Source organism: Geodermatophilus nigrescens, assembly GCF_900129495.1.
GTDB lineage: Bacteria > Actinomycetota > Actinomycetes > Mycobacteriales > Geodermatophilaceae > Geodermatophilus > Geodermatophilus nigrescens.
In genome coordinates this window covers 198,592-221,818 of the sequence record NZ_FQVX01000005.1, presented here as the reverse complement: position 1 = coordinate 221,818, position 23,227 = coordinate 198,592, and the positions used below count along the sequence as shown (strand labels likewise).

The window sequence follows — 23,227 nt, the reverse complement described above, 5'->3', positions numbered from 1 at the left end:
GCCGCCGGCCGGGCGTCAGAGCGTGGCGAGCCAGTTGGTGAGCAGCTGCGCACCGGCGTCGCCGCTCTTCTCCGGGTGAAACTGGGTGGCCGACAGCGCGCCGTTCTCCACCCCGGCCACGAACCGGTCGCCGTGCTCGGCCCAGGTCACCTTCGGCGGCGCCAGCGGGCCGGGGCGGCCGTCCTGGCCGAGGGGGAACTCCCGCACGCCGTAGGAGTGCACGAAGTAGAAGCGCTCGTCGGCGATCCCGTCGAACAGCACGGTGTCCTCGGGGGCGGAGACGGTGTTCCAGCCCATGTGCGGCAGCACCGGCGCCTCCAACGCCTCCACGGTGCCGGGCCACTCGCCGCAGCCCTCGGCGTCGTGGCCGTGCTCGACGCCGTGCTCGAAGAGCACCTGCATGCCCACGCAGATGCCGAGCACCGGGCGCCCGCCGGCCAGCCGGCGGCCGATGGTGCGCGGTCCGTCGACGGCGCGCAGCTCCTGCATGCAGTGCGCGAACGCGCCGACGCCGGGCACGACGAGACCGTCGGCGTCGAGCGCGGCCTGCCGGTCGGCGGTGACGGTGACGTCGGCGCCGACGCGGGTCAGCGCCCGCTCCGCCGACCGCAGGTTGCCCGAGCCGTAGTCGAGGACGACCACCTTCTTCACGTCAGCCACGGTACGTGGAAGGCGCCGGGCGCCCGCCGGGATTCCCGGGCGTCCAGGGCAGCACGGTGAGCTCCGGCCACACCGACCGCCAGCGGGCGGCCTTGGCCTCGTAGACCTCCCGCGGCGCGGGGCTGGCCGGGTTGGGGCGGACGACGAGGCCGAGCAGGTCGCCGAGGCCGAACGGCGCGTACAGCCGCGGCCGGCCGTCCTCGACCGTCACGGCGACCGCGCAGCACGGCGCGGCGAACACGTCGACGGCGTCGGTGCACGAGCGGAACGGCGCGGGCGGCGCGGCGCCGAAGCGGCCGGCGTACCAGAGGTGCACCCGCGCCTGGTTGCGGATCTCGACCGGCACGGCCAGGTCGGCGAACAGCTCCGCCCCGCGCCGGATGACGGCGTCCTCGGCGTCCCAGGACGGGTCGTCGTCCCAGTAGGAGAGGTCGGCGTCGCGGATGCCGGTGCCCGGCGGGCGACCGGTGAGCCCGTTCCACGCCGTCTGGAACAGCAGCCCCGCGGTCAGCCACCACTCCCCCGCGCCGAGCGCGGGCGCCCGCTCGAGCACCGCGGCCACCGTCGGGTCGCCGAGCACGAGGCCGAGGAACCGGTCGGCGTCGCTCAGACGAGCCTCAGGATCCCCGAGGCGGTGGCCAGCAGGGCGGCCACCAGCAGGACGAGCGCGAAGAACACCTGCGGGCCGGTGCGGCCCCGGGTGTCGTGGTCGGCCCGCCAGATGCTCCACGCCCCGCCGAGCAGGAACCCGCCGAGGACGACGAGGACGACGCCGAAGTTCACCTACAGCGCGCCCTTGGTGGAGGGCACGCCGGTGATGCGGGGGTCGAGCGCGACGGCGGTGCGCAGTGCCCGGGCCAGGGCCTTGAACTGGCCCTCGACGATGTGGTGGGCGTCGCGGCCGGCGTAGAGCACGCGCACGTGCAGGGTGATCCGCGCGTTGAAGGCGAAGGACTCCAGCACGTGCTTGGTGAGCGACGTCGGGTAGTCCGGGCCGATCATCGGCGTCATGGTCTCGGGCTCGGCGTGCACGAAGTACGGCCGGCCGGAGAGGTCGACCGCGGCCTGCACGAGCACCTCGTCCATCGGGATCGTGGCGTCGCCGTAGCGGGTGATGCCCCTCTTGTCGCCCAGCGCCTCGGCGAACGCCTGGCCGAGGGCGATGGCGACGTCCTCCACCGTGTGGTGGGCGTCGATGTGCAGGTCGCCGTCGGCCTGCACGGTGAGGTCGATGCCGCTGTGCTTGGACAGCGCCGTCAGCATGTGGTCGTAGAAGCCGACGCCGGTGCTGATCGAGCTCTTCCCGGTGCCGTCGAGGTCGAGCTCGACGACCAGCTTGGTCTCGCTGGTGGCGCGCTCCACGCGGGCGGTACGACTCATGGCTGTCAGTCTCCCAGGCGGTGCTCGGGGGCCACCTCACCCAGGGCGGTGAGGAAGGCGTCGGTCTCGGCGGGCGTGCCGGCGGTGACCCGCAGCCAGCCGGGGATGCCGACGTCGCGGACGAGGACGTCGTGCGCCAGCAGCGCCTTCCAGGCGGCGGACGCGTCGGCGAACCGGCCGAAGAGGACGAAGTTGGCGTCGCTGGGCACGCTGGTCAGGCCGAGGGAGGGCAGCGCGGCGACGATGCGGTCGCGCTGCTCCTTGACCGCGTCGACGGTGGCGAGCAGCGCGTCGGTGTGGGCCAGCGCGGCGCGCGCGGCGGCCTGGGTCAACGAGGACAGGTGGTAGGGCAGCCGGACCAGCTGCACCGCGTCGACGACGGCCGGGTCGGCCGCGAGGTAGCCCAGCCGCAGGCCGGCCATCCCGAACGCCTTGCTCATCGTGCGGCTGACCACCAGCCGCGCGCGGCCGGGCAGCAGGCCCAGCGCCGAGGGCGTGCCGGTGCGGGCGAACTCCGCGTAGGCCTCGTCGACGACGACCACGCCCTCGGTGGCGTCGTACAGCCGCTCGATCGTCTCCAGCGCGACCGCCGTGCCCGTGGGGTTGTTCGGGCTGGTCACGAAGACGACGTCGGGGCGCACCTCGCGCACCTGCGCGACGGCGGCCTCGGCGTCGATGGTGAAGTCCGCGCGGCGGTGCCCGTCGACCCACCCCGTCCCGGTGCCGGCCGAGATGATCGGGTGCATCGAGTAGGACGGCGTGAAGCCCAGCGCGGTGCGCCCGGCGCCGCCGAAGGCCTGCAGCAGCTGCTGCAGCACCTCGTTGGAGCCGTTGGCCGCCCACACCTGCGCCGGCTCGACGCGGTCCCCGCCGCGGGAGAGGTAGGCCGCGAGGTCGGTGCGCAGCGCGACGGCGTCGCGGTCGGGGTAGCGGTTGAGCTCCAGCGCGGCGTGCCCGAGCGCCTCGCCGAGGCTCGCGAGCAGCTCCGCGGGCAGCGGGTGCGGGTTCTCGTTGGTGTTGAGCCGGTGCGTGACCTGCAGCTGCGGGGCGCCGTAGGGCGTGCGGCCGCGCAGCTCCGGCCGCAGCGGGAGCTCGTCGAGGGAGGTCACGGCTTCTGCCGCACCCGGACGGCGGCCGCGTGGGCGGGCAGGTCCTCGGCGTGGGCGAGCGCGTCGACGTGGCCGGCCACCTCGGCGAGGGCCTGCTCGTCGTACTCGACGACGTGGATGCCACGCAGGAACGACTGCACCGACAGGCCGCTGGAGTGCCGGGCGCAGCCGCCGGTGGGCAGCACGTGGTTGGAGCCGGCGATGTAGTCGCCGAGCGACACCGGCGACCAGGCGCCGACGAACACCGCGCCGGCGTTGCGCACCCGCAGCGCCACCGCGCGGGCGTCCCGGGTCTGGATCTCCAGGTGCTCGGCGGCATAGGCGTCGACCACCGCGAGGCCGGCGTCGACGTCGTCGACCAGCACGATCCCCGACTGGCTGCCGTCGAGGGCGGTGAGGATGCGCTCGGAGTGCTTGGTGGCCGCCACCTGGGCGGGCACCAGGTCGAGGACGGCGTCGGCCAGCTGCTCGCTGGTGGTGACCAGGACCGCGCCGGCCAGCGGGTCGTGCTCGGCCTGGCTGATGAGGTCGGCGGCGACGTGCACCGGGTCGGCGGTGTCGTCGGCGAGGATCGCGACCTCGGTGGGGCCGGCCTCGGAGTCGATGCCGATGAGCCCGCGCAGCAGCCGCTTGGCGGCGGTCACGTAGACGTTGCCGGGGCCGGTGACCATGTCGACCGGCTCGCAGGAGCCCGCGCCGTAGCCGAACACGGCGATGGCCTGGGCGCCGCCGACGGCGTGCACCTCGGTGACGCCGAGCAGCGCGCACGCGGCCAGCACGCCGGGGTCGGGCAGGCCACCGTGGTCGCGCTGCGGCGGGGAGGCGACGGCGATCGACTCGACGCCGGCGATCTGCGCCGGGACGACGTTCATGACCACGCTCGACAGCAGCGGGGCGAGCCCGCCGGGCACGTAGAGGCCGACGCGGCGCACCGGCACCCAGCGCTCGGTGACCGTGCCGCCGCGCACGACCTGGGTGGTGACGTCGGTGCGGGCCTGGTCGGCGTGCACCTTCCGCACCCGGGCGATGGACTCCTCCAGCGCGGCGCGGACCTCCGGGGCCAGGCCGTCGAGCGCCGCCTGGATCGCCGCCGGCGGGACGGTGAAGTCCTCGGCGTCGACGCCGTCGAGGCGGGCGGTGATCTCCCGGACCGCCTGGGCGCCGCGGAGGCGGACGTCCTCGCACAGCGGCCGGACGGTGGCCAGGACCGAGTCGATGTCGGTGGCCGCGCGCGGCAGCAGGCCGGCCAGGTCGCGGACCCCCGGCAGCGCGGATCCGCGCAGGTCGATGCGGGCGAGCACGGGCGGGCCTCCGGGGGCGCGACGGGGAGCGGACGACCTCCCAGGGTAGTCGGGGCGGATCGGCCTCCTCGCCGGAGCGCCCGGGCCCCCGGCCGCCCGTAGGCTCCGGGCCGTGGGTGACCTCGTCCCGCTGTTCCCGCTCGGGACGCCGCTGTTCCCGGGGATCGTGCTGCCGCTGCACGTCTTCGAGCCGCGGTACCGGGCCCTGGTGCGCGACCTGCTCGCGCTGCCCGAGGGCGGCGAGCGGCGGTTCGGCGTGGTGGCCATCCGCCAGGGCTGGGAGGTCGAGCGGGTGGCGCCGGCCGAGGCGCTCTACGACGTCGGCTGCACCGCGCTGCTGCAGGCGGTGCGCCCGCAGCCCGACGGCGGCTTCCGGATCGTCGCGGTCGGCGGTGAGCGGTTCCGGCTGCTGGACGTCGTCGTCGGGGAGGACCCGCCCTACCTGCAGGCCGAGGTCGAGTGGCTCGCCGACGAGGAGGCCGCCGAGGAGGCGGCGGGCGACCGCGAGGAGGTCCTCGACGAGCCGGCCGACAGCGCCGCCCCGGCGCCCGACCAGCTCGACGAGGGGCTGGTGGCCGCGGCGGCGCGCGGGTCGCTGGGGCTGCTCGAGCGCGGCGTGGGCGACCTGTTCACCCGGTACGTGACCGCCGTCGCCGGGCTGCAGGCCGGCCTCGACGGCGAGGAGGTGGGCCGGGCGGCGGAGCTGGCCGGCGCCGGGGAGGACCCGACGGGTGCCGCGGCGCTGCTGGAGGCGGTGGCCGGCGATCCGCGGGCCCTGTCCTACCTGGTGGCCTCCGCGGCGCTGCTCACCACCGAGGACCGGCAGGCGCTGCTGGCGGAGTCGGCAACCCGGCGGCGGCTGGCCACCGAGAGCCGGATGCTGCGCCGCGAGCTGACGCTGCTGGAGACCGTCGGCGCGGTGCCCGCGGCGCTGCACCAGTTCGCGGGCGAGACCAGCCTGAACTAGCGGCCGGGGGCCTCCGGGGACGGCCCGTCCCGGCCGGCGTCGTCCCGGCCGGCGTCGTCCCGGCCGGCGTCGTCCCGGCCGGCGTCGTCCCGGCCGAGGTCGTCACGGGAGGAGAACAGCGCCGCGACGACGTAGACCGCCAGCGCGACGAACGGGCCCACCGCGAGCCCGGGCAGCGAGGACAGCTGCAGGCCGGTGGTCACCCGGGCGCCGACATCGGCCAGCTCCTCGGCCGTCGGGCCGGGCGCGAGCAGCTCCCCCAGCTGCCAGGCCAGCAGCCCGGCGACGGCGGTGCCGGCCGCGGTGGCCACCACCGTGGCGACGCCGCGGCGCCGGCGCATCGCCCACGCGACGGCACCGGCCAGCAGGCCGAGGCCCGCGAGCACCAGCACGAGCACGCCGTCGTCGGCCACCAGCAGCTCCGGCGAGGGCCGGCCCACCGGCACCGCGCCGCCCTCGACCACGTCGAACTCCGCGCGCGGGGCCAGCCACACCCACAGCAGCCCGGCCGGCAGACCGCACAGCGCCAGCGCGCAGCCCCAGGCGATCGCGCCGCGCAGGTCGGCGCGGGCCTCGGCCACCCACCGCCCGGCGGCCGGGCGCGCGGCGGCCGGCGCGCCCGCGAGGGACGCGGCGGCGTGCCCGGTCGTGCTCCCGGCCGCGTGCCCGGCGTGCCCGGCGTGCCCAGCGTGCCCGGACAGGGGTCCCACGGCGGCCGCGGGCACCGGACCGGGGTACGGGCCGTCGGGGAGCGGCGCGGGGCTGGTCACGGCACCCAGTGAACCCCGCTCCCCGGCGGGCCCGCCGCCGGGGGCGGGCCCGGCCGGGCTCACCCGCGGCTCACAGCAGGGCGACGCTGGTGGGCCCGAGCAGCGCCTTGATGTCGCCCATCAGGGCCGTGCTGGGGCGCACCCGCAGCCCCTGGTCCAGCCGCAGCACCGTCTCCCGGCCGCCGTTGACGAGCTTCAGGTGCACCTCGGTGGTGCCCGGGTGGCTGCCCAGCACCTCGCGCAGCCGCTCCACCACCGGCGGGGTGCAGCGGGCCGCGGCCATCTGCACCATCACCGGGCCGCGCGGGCCCTCGGTGAGCTCGGGGATCGTCACCTCGGAGCCGAACAGCGAGGGCTGGTCGTCGCGCCGGCTGATCCGGCCCTTGACCACGACGATCTGGTCGCGGACGACCTTCTCCGACACCTCGGCCCACGTCTTCGGGAAGAACAGCACCTCGATGCCGGACTCGAGGTCCTCCAGCGTGGCGATCGCCCAGGGCGCGCCCTGCTTGTTCGTCCGCGGCGAGACCCCGGTGAGGATGCCGGCGATCGTCACGTTGGCGCCGTCCTCGACCCCGCCGGCGTTGATCTCCGCGATCGGGGTGTCGGCGTTGGCCGCGAGCACGTGCTCGACGCCGTGCAGCGGGTGGTCGGAGACGTAGAGGCCGAGCATGTCGCGCTCGAACACCAGCCGCTCGGACTTCGACCAGTCCGCCGTCGGGACGGCGATGTCCAGGGCGCCGCCGAACGGGTCGTCCGCGCCGCCCTCGTCGCCGAAGCTGCCGAACAGGTCGAACTGGCCCTCGGCCTCCTTGCGCTTGAGCGACATGGCGGCGTCGACGGCCTGGGCGTGGATCGCGGCGATCCCCTGCCGCGAGTGGCCGAGGGAGTCGAAGGCGCCGGCCTTGGCGAGGGACTCGATGACCTTCTTGTTGCAGGCCACCGTGTCGATCTTGCGCATGAAGTCGGCGAAGTCCTTGAACGCGCCCTTCTCCTCGCGCGCCCGCACGATCGAGTCGACGACGTTGGTGCCCACGTTGCGCACCGAGGCCAGGCCGAAGCGGATGTCGGTGCCGACGGCGGTGAAGTCCCACGAGGACTCGTTGACGTCGGGCGGGAGCACCTTGATGCCCATGCGCCGGCACTCGGCCAGGTAGATGGGCCGGCGGTCCTTGTCGTCGCCGACGCTGGTGAGCAGGCCGGCCATGTACTCGGCCGGGTAGTTCGCCTTGAGGAACGCCGTCCAGTAGCTGACCAGACCGTAGGCGGCCGAGTGGGCCTTGTTGAACGCGTAGTCGGCGAACGGGACGAGGATGTCCCACAGCGTCTTGACCGCCGCCGGGGAGAACCCGTTGGCCACCATGCCGGCCTCGAAGCCGACGAACTCCGCGTCGAGGACCGACTTCTTCTTCTTGCCCATCGCGCGGCGCAGCAGGTCGGCCTTGCCGAGCGAGTACCCGGCGACCTTCTGCGCGATGGCCATGACCTGCTCCTGGTACACGATCAGGCCGTACGTGCCGCCCAGGATCTCCTCGAGCGGCTCGGCCAGCTCGGGGTGGATCGGCGTGATCTCCTGCTGACCGTTCTTGCGCAGCGCGTAGTTGGTGTGCGAGTTCGCGCCCATCGGGCCCGGGCGGTAGAGCGCGCCGACGGCGGAGATGTCCTCGAAGTTGTCCGGCCGCATGAGCCGCAGCAGCGAGCGCATCGGGCCGCCGTCGAACTGGAAGACGCCGAGGGTGTCACCGCGGGCCAGCAGCTCGTAGGTGGCCTTGTCGGTGAGGTCCTTGCTGATCTCGTCGAGGTCGATCGGCTCCTTGCCGTTCGCGACGATGTTGCGCAGCGCGTCGTCGATGACCGTGAGGTTGCGCAGGCCCAGGAAGTCCATCTTGAGCAGGCCGAGCGTCTCGCAGGTCGGGTAGTCGAACTGCGTGATGATCGCGCCGTCGGCCTCCCGGCGCATGATCGGGATCGAGTCGATCAGCGGGTAGCGGCCGATGATGACGCCGGCCGCGTGCACGCCCCACTGGCGCTTCAGGCCCTCGAGCTTGCGGGCCTGGTCGACCACCTCGGCCGCGCCCGGGTCGGACTCGTAGCGGGCGCGGAACTCCGCGGCCTCCTTGTAGCGCGGGTGCGCCGGGTCGAAGACGCCCGACAGCGGGATGCCCTTGCCCATGACGTCCGGCGGCATGAGCTTGGTCAGCTCGTCGCCCACCGAGTAGGGCCGGTCGAGCACCCGGGCGGCGTCCTTGATCGCGGCCTTGGCCTTGATGGTGCCGTAGGTGACGATCTGGCTGACCCGCTCCTCGCCGTACTTCTGCGAGACGTACTGGATGACCTCGCCGCGGCGGCGGTCGTCGAAGTCGATGTCGACGTCGGGCATCGAGACGCGCTCGGGGTTGAGGAACCGCTCGAAGATCAGCCCGTGCGCCAGCGGGTCGAGGTCGGTGATGCCCATGACGTAGGCGGCCAGGGAGCCCGCGGCCGACCCACGGCCGGGACCGACGCGGATGCCGTTGTCCTTGGCCCAGTTGATGAAGTCGGCGACCACGAGGAAGTACCCCGGGAAGCCCATCTGCGTGATGATCCCGACCTCGTAGTCGGCCTGCTTGCGCACGTGGTCGGGGATGCCGTTCGGCCAGCGCTTGTGCAGCCCGCGCTCGACCTCCTTGACGAACCAGGAGGTCTCGTCCTCCCCCGGCGGCAGCGGGAAGCGCGGCATGAGGTCGGCGCCCTCGGTGAAGGTCACCTCGCACTGCTCGGCGATCAGCAGCGTGTTGTCGCAGGCCGACCTCAGGTCACCGGGGAACAGCGCGCGCATCTCGGCGGCGCTCTTCAGGTAGTAGCCGTCGCCGTTGAACTTGAAGCGGTTGGGCTCGTTGAGCCGCGAGCCGGTCTGGATGCACAGGAGCGCGTCGTGGGCCTCGGCGTCCTCCTTGTGCGTGTAGTGGAGGTCGTTGGTGGCCAGCAGCGGGATGCCGAGGTCCTTCGCGATCTCCAGCAGCGCCGGGCGGGTCTTCTGCTCGATCGACAGACCGTGGTCCATCAGCTCGGCGTAGAAGTTCTCCTTCCCGAAGATGTCCTGGAAGTCCGCCGCCGCCTGGCGGGCGCGGTCGTGCTTGCCCGCGCGCAGCCACATGTTGACCTCGCCCGAGGGGCAGCCGGTCGTGGCGATCAGGCCCTTGCCGTAGCGCTCGAGCAGGTCGCGGTCGAAGCGCGGCTTGCGGTACTGGCCCTCGAGGCTCGCCAGCGAGGAGATGCGGAAGAGGTTGTGCATCCCCTCGGTGGTGCGGGCCAGCAGCGTCATGTGGGTGTACGCCGCCTTGCCGCGGTTGGACCCGCCGTCGCCCTCCTCGTCGATCAGCTTGTCGCCGAAGTCGTAGGGCGCGCGGTCGAAGCGCGAGCCGGGCGTGTAGTAGCCCTCCATGCCGATGATCGGCTTCACGCCGGCGGCGTTGGCCTGCTTGTAGAAGTCGTAGGCGCCGAACACGTTGCCGTGGTCGGTCATCGCCAGCGCCGGCATGCCCTGCTCGGCGGCGGCCTTCGTGACCTCGGGCAGCTTCGCCGCCCCGTCGAGCATCGAGTACTCGGTGTGTACGTGCAGGTGCACGAACGAGTCGTTGCCCTGGGCGGCTGTGCTGCTCACGGGGGTGCGGTGCTCCTCACGGGTCGTGCTGGCCCGGCCGTCGGGTGCTCCGGCGGGCGACCGGCGGGGAAGACCGGGCGGTGCGGGCGCGGACGGTGCCGGCCGGGCGACCGGCGCGGGCCCGGGCCGGTCCCCCGATCCTCGCACCGGGGACGTTCTACGCCGAGGGTCTGACAGGACGTGTCTCGGCCGGGCGGGTCGCCCGCGTCACAGGAGCTGCTCCAGCGCGCGCCGCATCGTCACGTGCACGATCCCGGCCTCCTCGTACTCGCCGCCCACCGCGGTGTAGCCGGCCCGCTCGTAGAAGCCGCGCGCGGAGACCTGCGCGTGCAGCTCCACCTCGGTCAGGCCCCGCGCCCGCGCCTCGCGGTGCAGCACGCCGAGCACCGCCGCGCCGTACCCGCCGCCGCGCACGCCGGCGTCGACCGCCATCCGGCCGATCACCGCCCGCCCGCCGCGCTCGAGCAGCCGCCCGGTGGCCACCACCCGCCCGGCGCCGTCCCGCGCGACGGCGTGCACCGCGGTGGCGTCGGCGGCGTCCTGCTCGATCTCCGGCGGCACGCCCTGCTCCTCGACGAAGACCCGGGTGCGCAGCGCCACCACCTCGGGCCAGTCGGCCGCCGTCGCCACCGCCGCGGTCGGCCGGCTCACGCGGGCGCTCCCCCGGCCGGCCGGCCGCGGCGCGTCCCGGGCAGCGGCGGGCCGCCCGGCAGCGCCGACTCGGGCACCAGCAGGAAGCGCAGGTCGACGGCGGCGTGCAGCAGCACCGGCAGCAGCAGCGACCCGGTCTCCAGGTAGAGGCCCGCGAACACCGCCCCGAGGACGCCGGTGAGCACCACGCCGGGCAGGCCCTGGTAGGCGTGCGCCAGCCCGAAGGCCAGCGCGCCGACGGCCACCAGCACGACCTGCGGCACGTCGCCCGCGACCGCGGCCACCACCGCGAGGAAGAAGCCGCGGTAGAGCCACTCCTCGCACACCCCCGCCGTCACGCCGACCACGGAGAACAGCCGGCGTTCGGCGGGCGAGCGCGGCAGCAGCGCGAGCGTGGCGTGCCCGGCGGGCTCGGCGTGCCGCCCCCGGGTGGGCGGGGAGGTGCCCGGCCGCGGCTCCGCGGCCCGGGCGAGCGCGCCGGAGCGCAGCGCCCGCACCGAGGCCAGCGAGAGCAGCAGGACCAGCAGGGTCGCCGCCCCCGTGACCGGGCCCGGCAGCCCGGAGGGCCAGGCCAGCCCGACGGCGGCGGCGTCGACCCCCGGGGTGGACAGCCACAGGACCAGGGCGAGCAGCGCCAGCCCCCACTCGAGGACCAGCAGCCGCAGGTAGAACGACCGGCGCGCCGCCGGGTCGGTGCGCAGCCGGCCCTCGAACCGGCGGTGCAGCACGTGCCCGACCACCGGCTCGCCCGCCACCAGGTAGCCGGCGACGACGACGGCCGACAGCGCGGCCGGGCCGAAGTCGGCGAGGGAGGCGGGCAGGTCGGTCACGGCTGGGTGGTCACGGGTGCACGGTCACGGCGGGCGGGCGGCCCTCAGGACTCGGCGCGCAGGATCGCCAGGGCGCCGGCGAGGTCGGCCGGGTAGTCGCTGGTGAACTCGACCCAACGGCCGTCGGCGGGGTGGGCGAAGCCGAGCCGGACGGCGTGCAGCCACTGCCGCGAGACGCCCAGCCGGGCGGCCAGCGTCGGGTCGGCGCCGTAGGTGGCGTCGCCGACGCAGGGGTGGCGCAGCGCCGAGAAGTGCACGCGGATCTGGTGGGTGCGGCCGGTCTCCAGGTGGATGTCGACCAGGCTGGCCGCCGCGAACGCCTCGATGACCTCGTAGTGGGTGACCGACGGGCGCCCGCCGCTCACCACCGCGAACTTCCAGTCCGAGCGGGGGTGCCGGTCGATCGGGGCGTCGATCGTGCCGCGCGAGGGGTCGGGGTGGCCCTGCACCAGTGCGTGGTAGCCCTTGTCGACCGTGCGCTCCTTGAACGCCGCCTTGAGCAGCGTGTAGGCCCGCTCGCTCTTGGCGACGACCATGAGCCCCGTCGTCGCGGCGTCCAGGCGGTGCACGATGCCCTGCCGCTCGGCCGCGCCGGAGGTGGAGATGCGGTAGCCGGCGGCGGCCAGGCCCCCGGAGACGGTGGGCCCGTCCCAGCCGGGGCTCGGGTGCGCGGCGACGCCGACGGGCTTGTCGACGACCACGACGTCGTCGTCGTCGTGGACGACGGTCAGGCCGGGCACGGGCTCCGGCGGCGGCGCCTCGCCCGGGGGCGGGGGCAGCTCGACCTCCAGCCAGCTGCCGCCGGTGAGCCGGTCGCCCTTGCCGCGGACGCGGCCGTCGACCCACACCCGCTCGGCGTCGGCGAGGTCGGCGGCGGCGGCGCGGGACAGGCCGAACAGCCGGGCCAGGCCCTGGTCGACGCGCTGGCCCTCGAGTCCGTCGGGCACCGGGAGGGCACGGTGCAGCCCGGGAGCGCTCACCGGTCCATCGTGACAGAGGGAGGACCCCCTCCTCCCTCTGCCTCGCAGGCTCGGGGCGGTGCCCGGGAGCGGGCCGCTCAGGAGGACGTGACCGCGCCGTCGCCGCGGTCGCGGCTGCGGGTGCCGTCGAACTCCACGCCGCGCAGCGCCAGGTAGGCCCCGAGCAGGCCGCCGACGACGATGCCCGAGTCGGCGACGTTGAAGATCGGGTAGAACTCCCCGTTCGGCGCGAACACCGACACGAAGTCGACGACGCCGCCGCGGAGGAAGCCGGGGTCGCGGAAGACGCGGTCCACGAGGTTGCCCAGCGCCCCGCCGAGCACCAGGCCCAGCGCCACGGCCCACGCGGTGGAGAACAGCCGCCGCGCCGCCCGGACGATCACCACGGCCACCACGACGGCGATGAGCGTGAAGACGACGGTGAAGCCCTCGGCGAAGGAGAACGCGGCGCCGGTGTTGCGGGCGTGGGTGAGGTAGACCAGCCCGCCGAGCAGCCGGATGTTCTCGCCGCGGTCGATCGTGGCGACGACGAGCAGCTTGGTGGCGAGGTCGGCGAGGAACAGCAGCGCCGCGAGGGTCAGCAGCAGCCGCGTGCGCGGCCGGCGGGCCGGCGTCGCTCGGGCGGCGTCCTCGGGCTGCTCGCTCAGCGGGGCTCCTCGGTCGGGCCGGGCGCGGGCCGCCCGACGGGCCCGACGATAGTCGGCGGGACCCCGCCTCCCGGGCCGCCGCGCGGCCCCCGGGGATGCGCTCCGGACCGGTACCGGTCCCACCGGGTGACGGAGCTCATGCTGGGGTAGACGAATCTCACACCCCGCCGATGACGTCTCCGCGCGCCGATCGGCCGATCGTCGGAGGTGGCGCACGTCCCCCGGCAGGAAGGCAGTCGTGTCCCCCGACCTCGGTTCAGCAACCGACCCTGACGTAGTCCTCGTCGGCGGCGGCATCATGAGCGCGACCCTCGCGTCGCTGCTCGGCGTCGTCGCGCCGGAGTGGAGCATCACCGTCTTCGAGTCCGCGGACGCGGTCGCCGGCGAGAGCTCGGACGCCTGGAACAACGCCGGCACCGGCCACGCGGCGCTGTGCGAGCTCAACTACACGCCCGCCGGGGCCGACGGCCGGGTCGACACGACCAAGGCCCGCACCATCAACGAGCAGTTCATGGTGTCCCGGCAGTTCTGGTCGCACCTGGTGCGCACGGGCCTGACCGGCTCGCCCAAGGACTTCATCTCCCCGGTCCCGCACGTCAGCTTCGTGACCGGCGAGGACGGCCGCCGCTACATGCGCGCCCGCCACCAGGCGCTGTCGGCCGAGCCGCTGTTCGCGGGCCTCGAGTACACCGACGGCCACGCCGAGCTGCGCGACTGGGTGCCACTGGTGATGGACGGCCGCGACCCGGCGCAGGTGGTCGCCGCGACCCGCTCGGTCGCCGGCACCGACGTCAACTTCGGCGAGCTCACCCGGCTGCTGCTCACCCAGGCCGAGGGCCGCGGCGTGCAGGTGCACACCGGCCAGCGCGTCTCGGGCCTGGAGAAGCTCGACGACGGCCGGTGGAAGGTCACCGTCACCGACAAGCGGTCCGGCGAGGAGCGCTCGGTGCGCACCCGGTTCGTCTTCGTCGGCGCCGGCGGTGGCGCGCTGCCGCTGCTCCAGCGGGCCGCGATCCCCGAGATCCGCGGGTTCGGCGGCTTCCCGGTCAGCGGCCTGTTCCTGCGCACCCGCTCCCCCGAGCTGGTCACCCGCCACCAGGCCAAGGTCTACGGCCAGGCCGCCGTCGGCGCGCCGCCGATGTCGGTGCCGCACCTGGACCTGCGCCTGGTCGACGGCGAGTACTCGCTGCTGTTCGGCCCCTACGCCGGCTTCTCGCCGAAGTTCCTCAAGGCCGGCTCGATGTTCGACCTGCCGCTGTCGGTCAAGCCGAACAACCTCTCCTCGATGCTCGGCGTCGCCCGCACCGAGATGGCGCTGACGAAGTACCTGGTCACCGAGCTGCTGCAGTCGCGCGGCGCCCGGCACCGCACGCTGCTGGAGTTCGTCCCGCTGGCCGAGCAGGCCGACTGGGAGATGATCACCGCCGGGCAGCGGGTGCAGGTCATCAAGCGCGACCCGACGAGCGGCAAGGGCGTGCTGCAGTTCGGCACCGAGCTCATCGTGGGCGGCGACGGCACGATCGCCGGCCTGCTGGGCGCCTCCCCGGGTGCCTCGACGGCGGTCTCGGCGATGCTCACGCTGGTCCAGCGCGCGTTCCCCGAGCGGGTCGCGGCGAACCGGGCGGCGCTGGAGGAGGCGATCCCGTCCTACGGGCGCGACCTGTCCGCCGACCCCGGCCTGCTCGCCGCCGTCCGCGCGGACACGATGCAGACCCTCGAGCTCAACGGCTGACCGCCGCCGTGCCCGCACCGGCACGGGCACACGGCAGAGGCCCCCTCCGCTCCGGCGAGGGGGCCTCTGCCGTGTCGTCGTCCGGGCGTGGCGCCCGGTGAGCGTCAGTCGGCCTCGCCGGCGGCGCCCTGCTCGCCGCGCCAGCTCGCCAGCCGGCCCGCCCGGCTGACCGCCCGCAGCCGCCGCTCGGCCTCGGCGCGGGACGCCCGGGCGGACACCAGCAGCGCCTGGTCGCCGCGCATGAGGCGGGTGGTCTCGTCGGGCACGAACGACCGACCGTCGCGGACGATGAGCACGACGGCGGCGTCCTCGGGCAGCCGCAGCTCGGGCAGGTAGACGCCGTGCAGCCGGGAGCCCGCCGGCACCCGCAGCTGCATGAGCTCGGCGTCGAGCTCCTCCAGCGGCGCGGACTCCACCTCGATCTCGCGCGGGGTCAGCGGCGCGGCGATGCCCAGCCGGCGAGCCACCCACGGCAGCGACGAGCCCTGCACCAGCGTGAAGACGACGACCAGCACGAAGACGGTGTCGAACACCGTGGTCGCCCGGGGGACGCCCGCGGTGAGCGGGAAGGTGGCCAGCACGATGGGCACCGCGCCCCGCAGTCCGGCCCAGGACACGAAGGCCTGCTGCGCCCACGGCATGCGGAACCAGACCAGGCTGGCCGCCACCGACAGCGGCCGGGCGACCAGCAGCAGCGCCCCGCCGACCAGCAGCGCCGGGCCGATCGCGTCGGGCAGCCGGCCCGGCGAGACGAGCAGACCGAGCAGCACGAACAGCCCGATCTGGGCGAGCGACGCCATGCCCTCGGCGAACCCGATCGTCACCGAGCGGTGCGGCAGCGCGGCGTTGCCGAGCACCAGCCCGCACAGGTAGACGGCGACGAAGCCCGAGGCGTGCAGCAGCGACGCCGAGGCGAACGCCAGCACGCACAGCGCCAGGGTGGCCAGCGGGTAGAACCCCGACAGCGGCAGCGCCGATCGGCGCAGCAGCCACGCGCCGGCCGCGCCGAGGACCAGCCCGAGGACCGCGCCGCCCGCGAGCTCGGCCAGCACCACCACCGCGGTCAGCCACCAGGCGTCGGTCTCGCCGCCGGTGAGGACGTCCGACAGCACTGCGACGAGCAGGATGACCGGGGCGTCGTTGAGGCCGGACTCGACCTCCAGGGCCGCCACCATCCGCCGCGGCAGCGGCAGCCGGCGCAGCGTCGCGAACACCGCGGCGGCGTCGGTGGAGCTGACGACGGCGCCCAGCAGCAGGGCGAAGGGCCAGTCCAGGCCGAGCAGCCACACGGCGATCGCCGCGGTCGTGGCGATGCTGACCACGACGCCGACCGTCGACAGCGCCAGCCCCGGGCCCACCGCCCGCCGGACGTCGGCCCAGCGGGTGGTCAGCCCGCCCTCGGCGAGGATGACGACGAGCGCGGCGACGCCGAGGGTCTGGGTGAGGGCGACGTCCTCGAACTGGATGCCCAGCCCGCTCTCCCCCAGCGCCACCCCGAGCGCCAGGTAGAGCAGCAGGCTGGGCAGCCCGAGGCGGTCGGCCACGCGCAGGGCGACGGCGGCCACCAGCACCACCAGCGCGCCGACGGCCAGGGCGACGGTGACCGTGGTGTTCACCGCCCGCCCCCGATCACGCGGGCAGTGTCCCGTACCCAGGTGTCGCGGCCGTTGCCCCGCCGGATCGCGCTCGACGGCTCGGGGACAATGGGCGTGTGAGTTCTGTCTTCCGTGCGCTGCCACCCCAGGTCGACCTGCCCGCGCTGGAGCAGGACGTGCTGCGCCGCTGGGAGGACGCCGACGTCTTCGCCCGCTCGCTGGCCGCCACCGAGGGCCGGCCGCAGTGGGTGTTCTACGAGGGCCCGCCCACCGCCAACGGCCGCCCGGGCACCCACCACATCGAGGCCCGCGCGTTCAAGGACGTCTTCCCGCGCTTCAAGACGATGCAGGGCTGGCACGTGCCCCGCCGCGCCGGCTGGGACTGCCACGGCCTGCCGGTCGAGATCGCCGTCGAGCAGGAGCTCGGGTTCGCCGGCAAGCCCGACATCGAGCGCTACGGCATCGCGGAGTTCAACGCCCGCTGCCGGGAGTCCGTCGAGCGCCACGTCGGCGACTTCTCCGCGCTGACCCGCCGCATGGGCTACTGGGTCGACATGTCCACCGCCTACTGGACGATGGACCCCTCCTACATCGAGAGCGTCTGGTGGTCGCTCAAGCAGGTCTTCGACAAGGGGCTGCTCGTCGAGGACCACCGCGTGGCGCCCTACTGCCCGCGCTGCGGCACGGGACTGTCCGACCACGAGGTCGCCCAGGGGTACGAGTCGATCACCGACCCGTCGGTGTACGTGCGGCTGCCGGTCACCGACGGCGAGTGGGCCGGCCGGGCCGACCTGCTGGTCTGGACGACGACGCCGTGGACGCTGCCGTCGAACACCGCCGTCGCGGTCAACCCCGACGTGACCTACGTCGTCGCCCGGCGCGGGGACGACACCCTCGTCGTCGCCGAGCCGCTGCTCGGCGCGGTCTTCGGCGACCTCGACGACGTCGAGGTGCTCGCCCGCACGCAGGGCCGCGAGTGGGAGCGCACGCACTACCGGCGCCCGTTCGAGCTGGTCGACTTCCCCGAGGGGGAGGACGCGCACTACGTCGTCCTGGCCGACTACGTCACCACCGACGACGGCACCGGGCTGGTGCACCAGTCCCCCGCGTTCGGCGCCGACGACCTCGCCGTCTGCCGCGGCTACGGCCTGCCGGTGGTCAACCCGATCGACGCCTCGGGCCACTTCCTGCGCGAGGTGCCGCTGGTGGGCGGGCGGTTCTTCAAGGCCGCCGACGACGAACTCGTCGTCGACCTGCAGTCCCGCGGGGTGCTGTGGCGCGAGCAGCGCTACGAGCACAGCTACCCGCACTGCTGGCGCTGCCACACGCCGCTCATGTACTACGCGCAGCCGTCCTGGTACATCCGCACCAGCGCGGTCAAGGACCAGCTGCTCGCCGAGAACGAGAAGACGTCCTGGCACCCGGAGACCATCCAGTGGGGCCGCTACGGCGACTGGCTCAACAACAACGTCGACTGGGCGCTGTCCCGCGACCGCTACTGGGGCACGCCGCTGCCGATCTGGCGCAACGACGCCGACCCGTCGCGGATGGTCGTCGTCGGGTCGCTCGCCGAGCTCTCGGAGCTGGCCGGGCGCGACCTCGCCGACCTCGACCCGCACCGCCCGTTCATCGACGAGGTGACCTTCACCCTCGACGGCGAGGAGGGCACCTACCGGCGGGTGCCGCAGGTCATCGACGCCTGGTACGACTCCGGCTCGATGCCCTTCGCCCAGTGGGGCGCGCCGCACCGCAACAACGAGCAGTTCGAGGCCGCCTACCCGGCCCAGTTCATCTGCGAGGCGATCGACCAGACCCGTGGCTGGTTCTACTCCCTCATGGCCGTCGGCACGCTCGTGTTCGGGAAGAACTCCTACGAGGACGTGCTGTGCCTGGGCCACATCCTGGCCGAGGACGGCCGGAAGATGAGCAAGCACCTGGGCAACATCCTCGAGCCGATCCCGCTGATGGACCGACACGGCGCCGACGCCGTCCGCTGGTTCATGCTCGCCGGCGGCTCGCCGTGGTCGGCGCGGCGGGTCGGGCACGAGACGCTGTCCGAGGTGGTCCGCAAGGTCCTGCTGACCTACTGGAACACCGCGAGCTTCTTCACCCTCTACGCCGAGACCAACGGCTGGGATCCGGCCGCGTCCCCCGCCCCGGCGCGGGCGGAGCGCTCGCTCCTCGACCGCTGGGCGCTGGCGGAGCTGGCCGCCGTCACCGAGGGCGTCACCGCGGCGCTGGAGGCCTTCGACACCCAGGGCGCGGGCAGGCTGCTCGCCTCGTTCGTCGACGACCTGTCCAACTGGTACGTCCGTCGCTCGCGCCGCCGCTTCTGGGACGGCGACCCGGCGGCGCTGGCCACGCTGCACGAGGTGCTCGACGGGCTGACCCGGCTGATGGCCCCGTTCTGCCCGTTCGTCACCGACGAGGTGTGGACGCGGGTCGTCCGCCCCGGTCTCGGGGACGACGCCCCCGACTCGGTGCACCTCGCGTCCTGGCCGGCCGTCGACGCCGACGCCCGCGACCCCGAGCTGGTCGCACAGGTGGACCTGGTGCGCCGGCTGGTCGAGCTGGGCCGCGCGGCCCGCACCTCGGCGAAGGTGCGCACCCGCCAGCCGCTGGCCCGCGCGCTGGTCGCCGCCCCCGGCTGGTCGGCGCTGGCCCGGGACCTGGTGGCCGAGGTGGCCGACGAGCTCAACGTGGCCGAGCTCGCCGAGCTGGGCGCCGTCGGCGGTGACCTCGTCGACGTGAGCGTGAAGGTCGACTTCCGCGCCGTCGGCCGGCGGCTGGGCAAGCAGGTGCAGGCGGTGGCGAAGGCCGTGGCCGCGGCCGACGCCGCCGACCTGGTGGCCGCCTACCGGGCCGGGACGGCGACCGTCGACGTCGACGGCGAGGCGGTGCCGCTGGCCGAGGGCGACCTCGTGGTCACCGAGACCCCGCGCGAGGGGTGGACCGTGGCCAGCGCCGGCGGGCTCACCGTCGCGCTGGACCTGACGCTCACCCCCGAACTGGAGCGCGCCGGGCTGGTGCGCGAGGCGGTGCGGCTGGTGCAGGAGGCCCGCAAGAACGCCGGGCTGGCCGTCAGCGACCGGATCGCGCTGTGGTGGACCGCCGAGGGCCCGATGGCCGAGGCGCTCACCGAGCAGGGCGAGGCGCTGGCCGGCGAGGTGCTGGCCACCGCGGTGCACGCCGGCGCGGCCGGCGAGGGCCCCGGCGTCGAGGGGCCCGACGGCTCCCGCTTCTGGCTCGCCCGCGCCTGACGCCGGGACGCGGCACGATCAGGCCGCCTGATCGTGCCGCGTCCTGGCTCACGGCCGGCAGTGCGCCAGGACGCGCTGGGGCGACCCAGGACGCGCCGCGGTGAGCTCGGACGGGTGCGGGCTCAGCCCCGCCGGGCGGCGCGGCGGGCGCGCTCGGCGTCGGCCAGGGACCGGTCGGGACCGCAGCGCGCGCAGGGGGTGAACCCGTCGGTGCGCGCCTCGTCCACCGGCAGCGGGATGGTCTCCCGCCCGGCCAGCCAGGGGCAGTCGGCCAGGTGGTAGCGCGGGTGCTCGTCGACCACGAGCACCTCGTCGCGCAGGTCGACGACCATGAGCAGGTCGGTGACCTCGACGTCCTCCTCGGCCGGGTCGCCGGCGTCGGCGGCGGCCACCGGGGCGGCCGGTGTTCGTGCCGGGGCCTGCGGCGGGGTCTCCGCGACCGGCGCCGCGGCGGGCCCGGGAGCGGCCGGCGTCGTCGCCGGGGGGCGCTCCCCCGCGGTTGCCTCCCCCGCGGTTGCCTCCCCCGCGGGTGGCTCCTCCGCCGCGGCCGGCCGCCGCTCCGCGGGCGGCCGCTCCGCCGTCCTCCCGGCCGGGGCGCGGGCCGGTTCCGGCTCGCGAGGGGCGGGCACCCGCGTGCCCGCCGGCGCGCGCAGCCGGGCGACGACCAGCAGCACGGCGGCCAGGCCGCAGGCGGCGACGCAGGCCCAGTACCAGGCGGTCACGGCGGTCATCACGCCGAGGACGAACAGCGCGAGGCCCGCGAGCACGAGCAGGGCGGCGACGAGGACCACGGCGCGACTGTAACGGCGGGCACGTCGCGCGCCGGCGCGGACGGCCGGGAACGCGACAGGGCCCCCCGGACGGGTGTCCGGGGGGCCCTGTCAGGCCGGATCAGGCGGAGACGTGCTGCGTCTGGCGGCTGGTCGACGACGGCTCGGCCGAGCCGCGACTGTCGAGGTCGCGCAGGTGCGACTCGAGGTAGGAGCGGAACCGCGTGCGGTACTCGCGCTCGAAGGTGCGCAGCTCCTCGATCTTGCGCTCGAGGTTGGTGCGCTTCTCCTCCAGCGGGCCCATGACCTCACGGTGCCGGCGCTCGGCGTCCTGCTCGAGGGCGGCGGCCTTGGCGCGGGCCTCGCGCTCCATCGTGTCGGCGCGCGTGCGGGCGTCGCCGATCATCGAGTCGGCGCGCATCTTCGCCTCGTTGACCATCTGCTCGCTCTTGGCGCGGGCGTCGGCCACGGTGCGGTCGCTCGTGGTCTTGGCGGCGGCGACCATCTGGTCGGCCTGCGCCTTGGCCTCGTTGACGTAGCGGTCGGCGGTCTCCGACGCCAGCGCCAGCATGCGGGAGGCGCGGGTGGTGTCGTCCTCGCGCGGGGCGGGCTGCTGCGGCGGCGGGGCCGGCGCGGCCACCGGCTCCGGGGCGACGGGCTGCGCGGCCACGCGGCCGGTGCCCGAGCCGGCGCGCAGCTCGTTGTTCTCCTCGATGAGGCGGGCGAGCTCGGCCTCCACCACGTCGAGGAATGCGTCGACCTCGTCCTCGTCGTAGCCACGCTTCCCGATCGGCGGCTTCTTGAAGACGACGTTGTGCACGTCGGCTGGCGTGAGTGGCAAGGGGCTCACCTCGGGTCGGACGGCGGATACGGGGTCTGTCGGGTCACGCCGCGGCGCGCGTCGGTCACGCGGTGAGGGCGAGCCCGGACGTGATGCTCCGCAGGATGTAGACGGCGATCAACAACACCATAAAGGCGAGGTCGAGACGGATGGACCCCAGGTTCAGCGGCGGGATGACCTTCCGGATCGCCTTGAGCGGCGGGTCTGTGGTCGCGTACACGACCTCCAGCCCCGCGGCGACGAAGCCGGACGGACGCCAGCTGCGCGCCAGCACCATCACCCAGTCCACGACGAAGCGCGCGAACAGGAGGATGAGGAAGACGAGCAGGATCGACGAGACGATCTGCCAGAAGAGAGCCACTGTCCTCGCTCGTCCCGGGGCACCTGCGGTGCCGTGAGTGCCTACGCTGCAGCGCCCCGGCCGACGGCTCAGGACTCGGCGGAGAACCCGCCCTCGCGGATCCGTGCCTTGTCCTCGGCCGTCACGTCGACGTCCCGCGGGCTGAGCAGGAACACCTTGGCCGTGACGGGCTCGATGCTACCGCGCAGCCCGAAGATCAGTCCCGCGGCGAAGTCGACGAGCCGCCGCGCGTCGGCGTGGTCGAGGTCGGTGAGGTTCATGATCACCGGGCTGCCCTCACGGAACGCCTCGCCGATGGCCCGCGCCTCGTTGTAGGTCTTGGGGCACAGCGTGGTGATCCGGTAGGGCTGCTTGACCGGCTCGGGCGCGGGCTCGGCGACCGCGACCGCCTCGCGCGCGGCCAGGCCGGCGGAGGCGCCGGCCGTGCCGCCGCCGCCGGTGCCCGCGCCGCCGACCGTGCCGCCGACCGTGCCCAGGCGCGCGCCGGCCGGGGACGCCGTGCGCACCTCGGCCGCGGCCGGCACGGGGCCGGAGGCGACTCCCGCCGGCGGCGGGGTGGCCAGGCCCAGGCGGGTCGCCCCGCCGCGGCGCAGCACGGCGGGCTCCGGGGCGAGGGCCGGCTCGGGGCGCCCGTCGCGGTGCCGGTCGTCACGTCGGTCGTCACGCCGCTCGTCGAGGTGGCGGTCGGCGTGGCGCTCGTCGTAGCCGGGGTCGCCGGTCAGCGAGTCGTAGTAGCCCGTGCCGCCGGCGTAGCGGTCGTCGTAGCGGCCCTCGTACCGGCCCTCGGCGCGGGCGGGGCGGCGGTCGTCGTAGCGCGCGTCGTCGTAGCGGCCGTCGTCGTACCGCTCGTCGTAGCCGTCGTCGTACCGGTCGTGGTGGTCGGACTGGCGGGCGTCGTAGCGCCCGTAGGCGCGCGCGTCGTCGTCCTCGACGAGCCCGAGGTAGATGCCCATCTTCTTCATGGCCCCGGCCATCAGACGACCTCCTCCGGCGCCCCGGGTGGGGCCCCTGTGACTGGTGTGACTCGGGGGGAGGTTAGGGGCCGCGAGCCGAAGAGCGCGGTTCCGACACGCACCAGCGTGGCGCCGGCCGCAATCGCCTCCTCGAGGTCGCCGCTCATGCCGGCCGACAGCCCGTCCGCGCCGGGGTGGTCGGCGCGCAGCCGCGCCGCGAGCTCCGCGAGGCGGGCGAAGGCGGGGCCGGGCTCCTCGCCGCGGGGCGCGACGGCCATGAGCCCGCGCAGCCGCAGGCCGGGCAGCTCGGCCACCTCGTCGGCCAGCGCGGCGACGTCCTCGGGGGCCACCCCGCCGCGCTCGGCGAGCTCCCCCGCCGCGCCGCCGAGGTCGACCTGCACGAAGACGCCGACCGGCGTGCCGCGCTCCTCCCCCGCCCGCGACAGCGCGCGGGCCAGCGGCGCCCGGTCGAGGGAGTGCACGACGGCGCCGGTCCGGGCGACCGCCGCCGCCTTGTTGCGCTGCAGCTGGCCGACGAAGTGCCACTCCAGCGGCAGGTCGGCGAGCTCCGCGGCCTTGGCGGTGAGCTCCTGGGCGCGGTTCTCCCCGAACGCCGTCTGCCCGAGGGCGGCCAGCGCCCGGACGTCGTCGGCCGGCCACGTCTTGCTGACCGCCAGGAGCGCGACGCCGGCCGGGTCGCGGCCGGCGGCGCGGGCGGCGTCGGCGATCCGCTGCCGGACGGCGGCCAGGCGCTGGGCCGGGGTGCTCATGCCCCCG

21 protein-coding genes are annotated in these 23,227 nt (G+C 75.0%); 3 read left to right on the top strand and 18 right to left on the bottom strand.

Translation table 11 applies throughout. The features are described from left to right. Nucleotides 1-15 precede the first annotated feature (15 nt). From hisH to hisD, 6 genes are read right to left on the bottom strand one after another with little or no spacing between them, the layout of a single operon-like run. Nucleotides 16-651: an imidazole glycerol phosphate synthase subunit HisH gene (gene hisH / locus BUE37_RS21315; protein ID WP_073422436.1), complete on the bottom strand. Its 636-nt coding sequence runs from the start codon at nt 649-651 to the stop codon at nt 16-18. 1 nt (nt 652) lies between these two features. Further along, nucleotides 653-1,240, bottom strand: coding sequence for a nucleotidyltransferase family protein (locus BUE37_RS21310; RefSeq protein ID WP_217651343.1), 588 nt, complete (start codon nt 1,238-1,240; stop codon nt 653-655). Nucleotides 1,241-1,266: 26 nt separating this feature from the next. After that, nucleotides 1,267-1,443, bottom strand: a complete 177-nt coding sequence (locus tag BUE37_RS24085) for a hypothetical protein (RefSeq protein ID WP_175562954.1) — start codon at nt 1,441-1,443, stop codon at nt 1,267-1,269. Further along, nucleotides 1,444-2,040 carry an imidazoleglycerol-phosphate dehydratase HisB gene (gene hisB, locus BUE37_RS21305; protein WP_073422435.1) on the bottom strand — a complete coding sequence of 199 codons (597 nt, stop codon included), beginning with the start codon at nt 2,038-2,040 and terminating at the stop codon, nt 1,444-1,446. 5 nt (nt 2,041-2,045) lie between these two features. Continuing rightward, nucleotides 2,046-3,149 (bottom strand): histidinol-phosphate transaminase, encoded by a 1,104-nt coding sequence (locus tag BUE37_RS21300; RefSeq protein WP_073422434.1) that lies wholly within the window; start codon nt 3,147-3,149, stop codon nt 2,046-2,048. Further along, the gene (gene hisD / locus BUE37_RS21295; protein WP_073422433.1) at nt 3,146-4,450 is read right to left on the bottom strand and encodes a histidinol dehydrogenase; all 1,305 of its coding nucleotides are present in this window, start codon (nt 4,448-4,450) and stop codon (nt 3,146-3,148) included. The genes BUE37_RS21300 and hisD overlap by 4 nt, the downstream gene beginning before the upstream one ends. 112 nt (nt 4,451-4,562) lie before the next feature. On the opposite strand from hisD, the gene BUE37_RS21290 reads away from it, so the two are divergent. Beyond that, entirely contained in the window at nt 4,563-5,417 is an 855-nt protein-coding gene (locus BUE37_RS21290) for an LON peptidase substrate-binding domain-containing protein (protein ID WP_073422432.1), read from the top strand. Here the strand turns inward: BUE37_RS21290 and BUE37_RS21285 are convergent. The 6 genes from BUE37_RS21285 to lspA all read right to left on the bottom strand — a co-directional run bounded on the left by BUE37_RS21285 (nt 5,414) and on the right by lspA (nt 13,061). Continuing rightward, the gene (locus tag BUE37_RS21285) at nt 5,414-6,187 is read right to left on the bottom strand and encodes a hypothetical protein (RefSeq protein WP_073422431.1); all 774 of its coding nucleotides are present in this window, start codon (nt 6,185-6,187) and stop codon (nt 5,414-5,416) included. The two genes, BUE37_RS21290 and BUE37_RS21285, sit on opposite strands and share 4 nt — an antisense overlap. A gap of 70 nt (nt 6,188-6,257) precedes the next feature. Then, entirely contained in the window at nt 6,258-9,830 is a 3,573-nt protein-coding gene (gene dnaE, locus BUE37_RS21280; RefSeq protein ID WP_245794837.1) for a DNA polymerase III subunit alpha, read from the bottom strand. Between the two features lie 207 nt (nt 9,831-10,037). Further along, complete coding sequence (locus BUE37_RS21275; protein ID WP_073422430.1) at nt 10,038-10,481, bottom strand: GNAT family N-acetyltransferase; 444 nt, start codon at nt 10,479-10,481, stop codon at nt 10,038-10,040. Then, nucleotides 10,478-11,311, bottom strand: a complete 834-nt coding sequence (locus BUE37_RS21270; protein ID WP_073422429.1) for a CPBP family intramembrane glutamic endopeptidase — start codon at nt 11,309-11,311, stop codon at nt 10,478-10,480. The genes BUE37_RS21275 and BUE37_RS21270 overlap by 4 nt, the downstream gene beginning before the upstream one ends. Before the next feature lie 44 nt (nt 11,312-11,355). Then, the gene (locus BUE37_RS21265) at nt 11,356-12,291 is read right to left on the bottom strand and encodes an RluA family pseudouridine synthase (protein ID WP_073422428.1); all 936 of its coding nucleotides are present in this window, start codon (nt 12,289-12,291) and stop codon (nt 11,356-11,358) included. A gap of 77 nt (nt 12,292-12,368) precedes the next feature. After that, nucleotides 12,369-13,061 carry a signal peptidase II gene (lspA, locus tag BUE37_RS21260; protein WP_245794835.1) on the bottom strand — a complete coding sequence of 231 codons (693 nt, stop codon included), beginning with the start codon at nt 13,059-13,061 and terminating at the stop codon, nt 12,369-12,371. 115 nt (nt 13,062-13,176) lie between these two features. On the opposite strand from lspA, the gene mqo reads away from it, so the two are divergent. Then, complete coding sequence (gene mqo / locus BUE37_RS21255) at nt 13,177-14,670, top strand: malate dehydrogenase (quinone) (RefSeq protein WP_073422427.1); 1,494 nt, start codon at nt 13,177-13,179, stop codon at nt 14,668-14,670. A gap of 104 nt (nt 14,671-14,774) precedes the next feature. Here the strand turns inward: mqo and BUE37_RS21250 are convergent, their stop codons facing one another. Further along, nucleotides 14,775-16,286: a potassium/proton antiporter gene (locus BUE37_RS21250; RefSeq protein WP_073422426.1), complete on the bottom strand. Its 1,512-nt coding sequence runs from the start codon at nt 16,284-16,286 to the stop codon at nt 14,775-14,777. A 95-nt stretch (nt 16,287-16,381) separates the two neighbouring features. On the opposite strand from BUE37_RS21250, the gene ileS reads away from it, so the two are divergent. Then, complete coding sequence (gene ileS / locus BUE37_RS21245; protein ID WP_073422425.1) at nt 16,382-19,525, top strand: isoleucine--tRNA ligase; 3,144 nt, start codon at nt 16,382-16,384, stop codon at nt 19,523-19,525. 122 nt (nt 19,526-19,647) lie between these two features. Here ileS and BUE37_RS21240 read toward each other — a convergent pair whose 3' ends face one another. From BUE37_RS21240 to BUE37_RS21220, 5 genes are all read right to left on the bottom strand, one after another. Continuing rightward, nucleotides 19,648-20,316, bottom strand: coding sequence for a hypothetical protein (locus BUE37_RS21240; RefSeq protein ID WP_073422424.1), 669 nt, complete (start codon nt 20,314-20,316; stop codon nt 19,648-19,650). 100 nt (nt 20,317-20,416) lie between these two features. Beyond that, nucleotides 20,417-21,145, bottom strand: coding sequence for a DivIVA-like cell division protein Wag31 (gene wag31, locus BUE37_RS21235; RefSeq protein WP_281248106.1), 729 nt, complete (start codon nt 21,143-21,145; stop codon nt 20,417-20,419). Nucleotides 21,146-21,200: 55 nt separating this feature from the next. Continuing rightward, complete coding sequence (locus tag BUE37_RS21230; protein ID WP_073422422.1) at nt 21,201-21,497, bottom strand: YggT family protein; 297 nt, start codon at nt 21,495-21,497, stop codon at nt 21,201-21,203. 68 nt (nt 21,498-21,565) lie between these two features. Beyond that, the gene (locus tag BUE37_RS25025; RefSeq protein ID WP_175562953.1) at nt 21,566-22,471 is read right to left on the bottom strand and encodes a cell division protein SepF; all 906 of its coding nucleotides are present in this window, start codon (nt 22,469-22,471) and stop codon (nt 21,566-21,568) included. After that, the gene (locus BUE37_RS21220) at nt 22,471-23,220 is read right to left on the bottom strand and encodes a YggS family pyridoxal phosphate-dependent enzyme (RefSeq protein ID WP_073422421.1); all 750 of its coding nucleotides are present in this window, start codon (nt 23,218-23,220) and stop codon (nt 22,471-22,473) included. Before BUE37_RS21220 ends, BUE37_RS25025 begins: the two co-directional genes overlap by 1 nt. Between the last annotated feature and the right edge of the window lie 7 nt (nt 23,221-23,227).

Coding starts and splice junctions, on each gene's coding strand:
- hisB (WP_073422435.1), bottom strand. CDS start 2,040: ATGAGTCGTACCGCCCGCGTGGAGCGCGCCACCAGCGAGACCAAGCTG.
- BUE37_RS25025 (WP_175562953.1), bottom strand. CDS start 22,471: ATGGCCGGGGCCATGAAGAAGATGGGCATCTACCTCGGGCTCGTCGAG.
- BUE37_RS21220 (WP_073422421.1), bottom strand. CDS start 23,220: ATGAGCACCCCGGCCCAGCGCCTGGCCGCCGTCCGGCAGCGGATCGCC.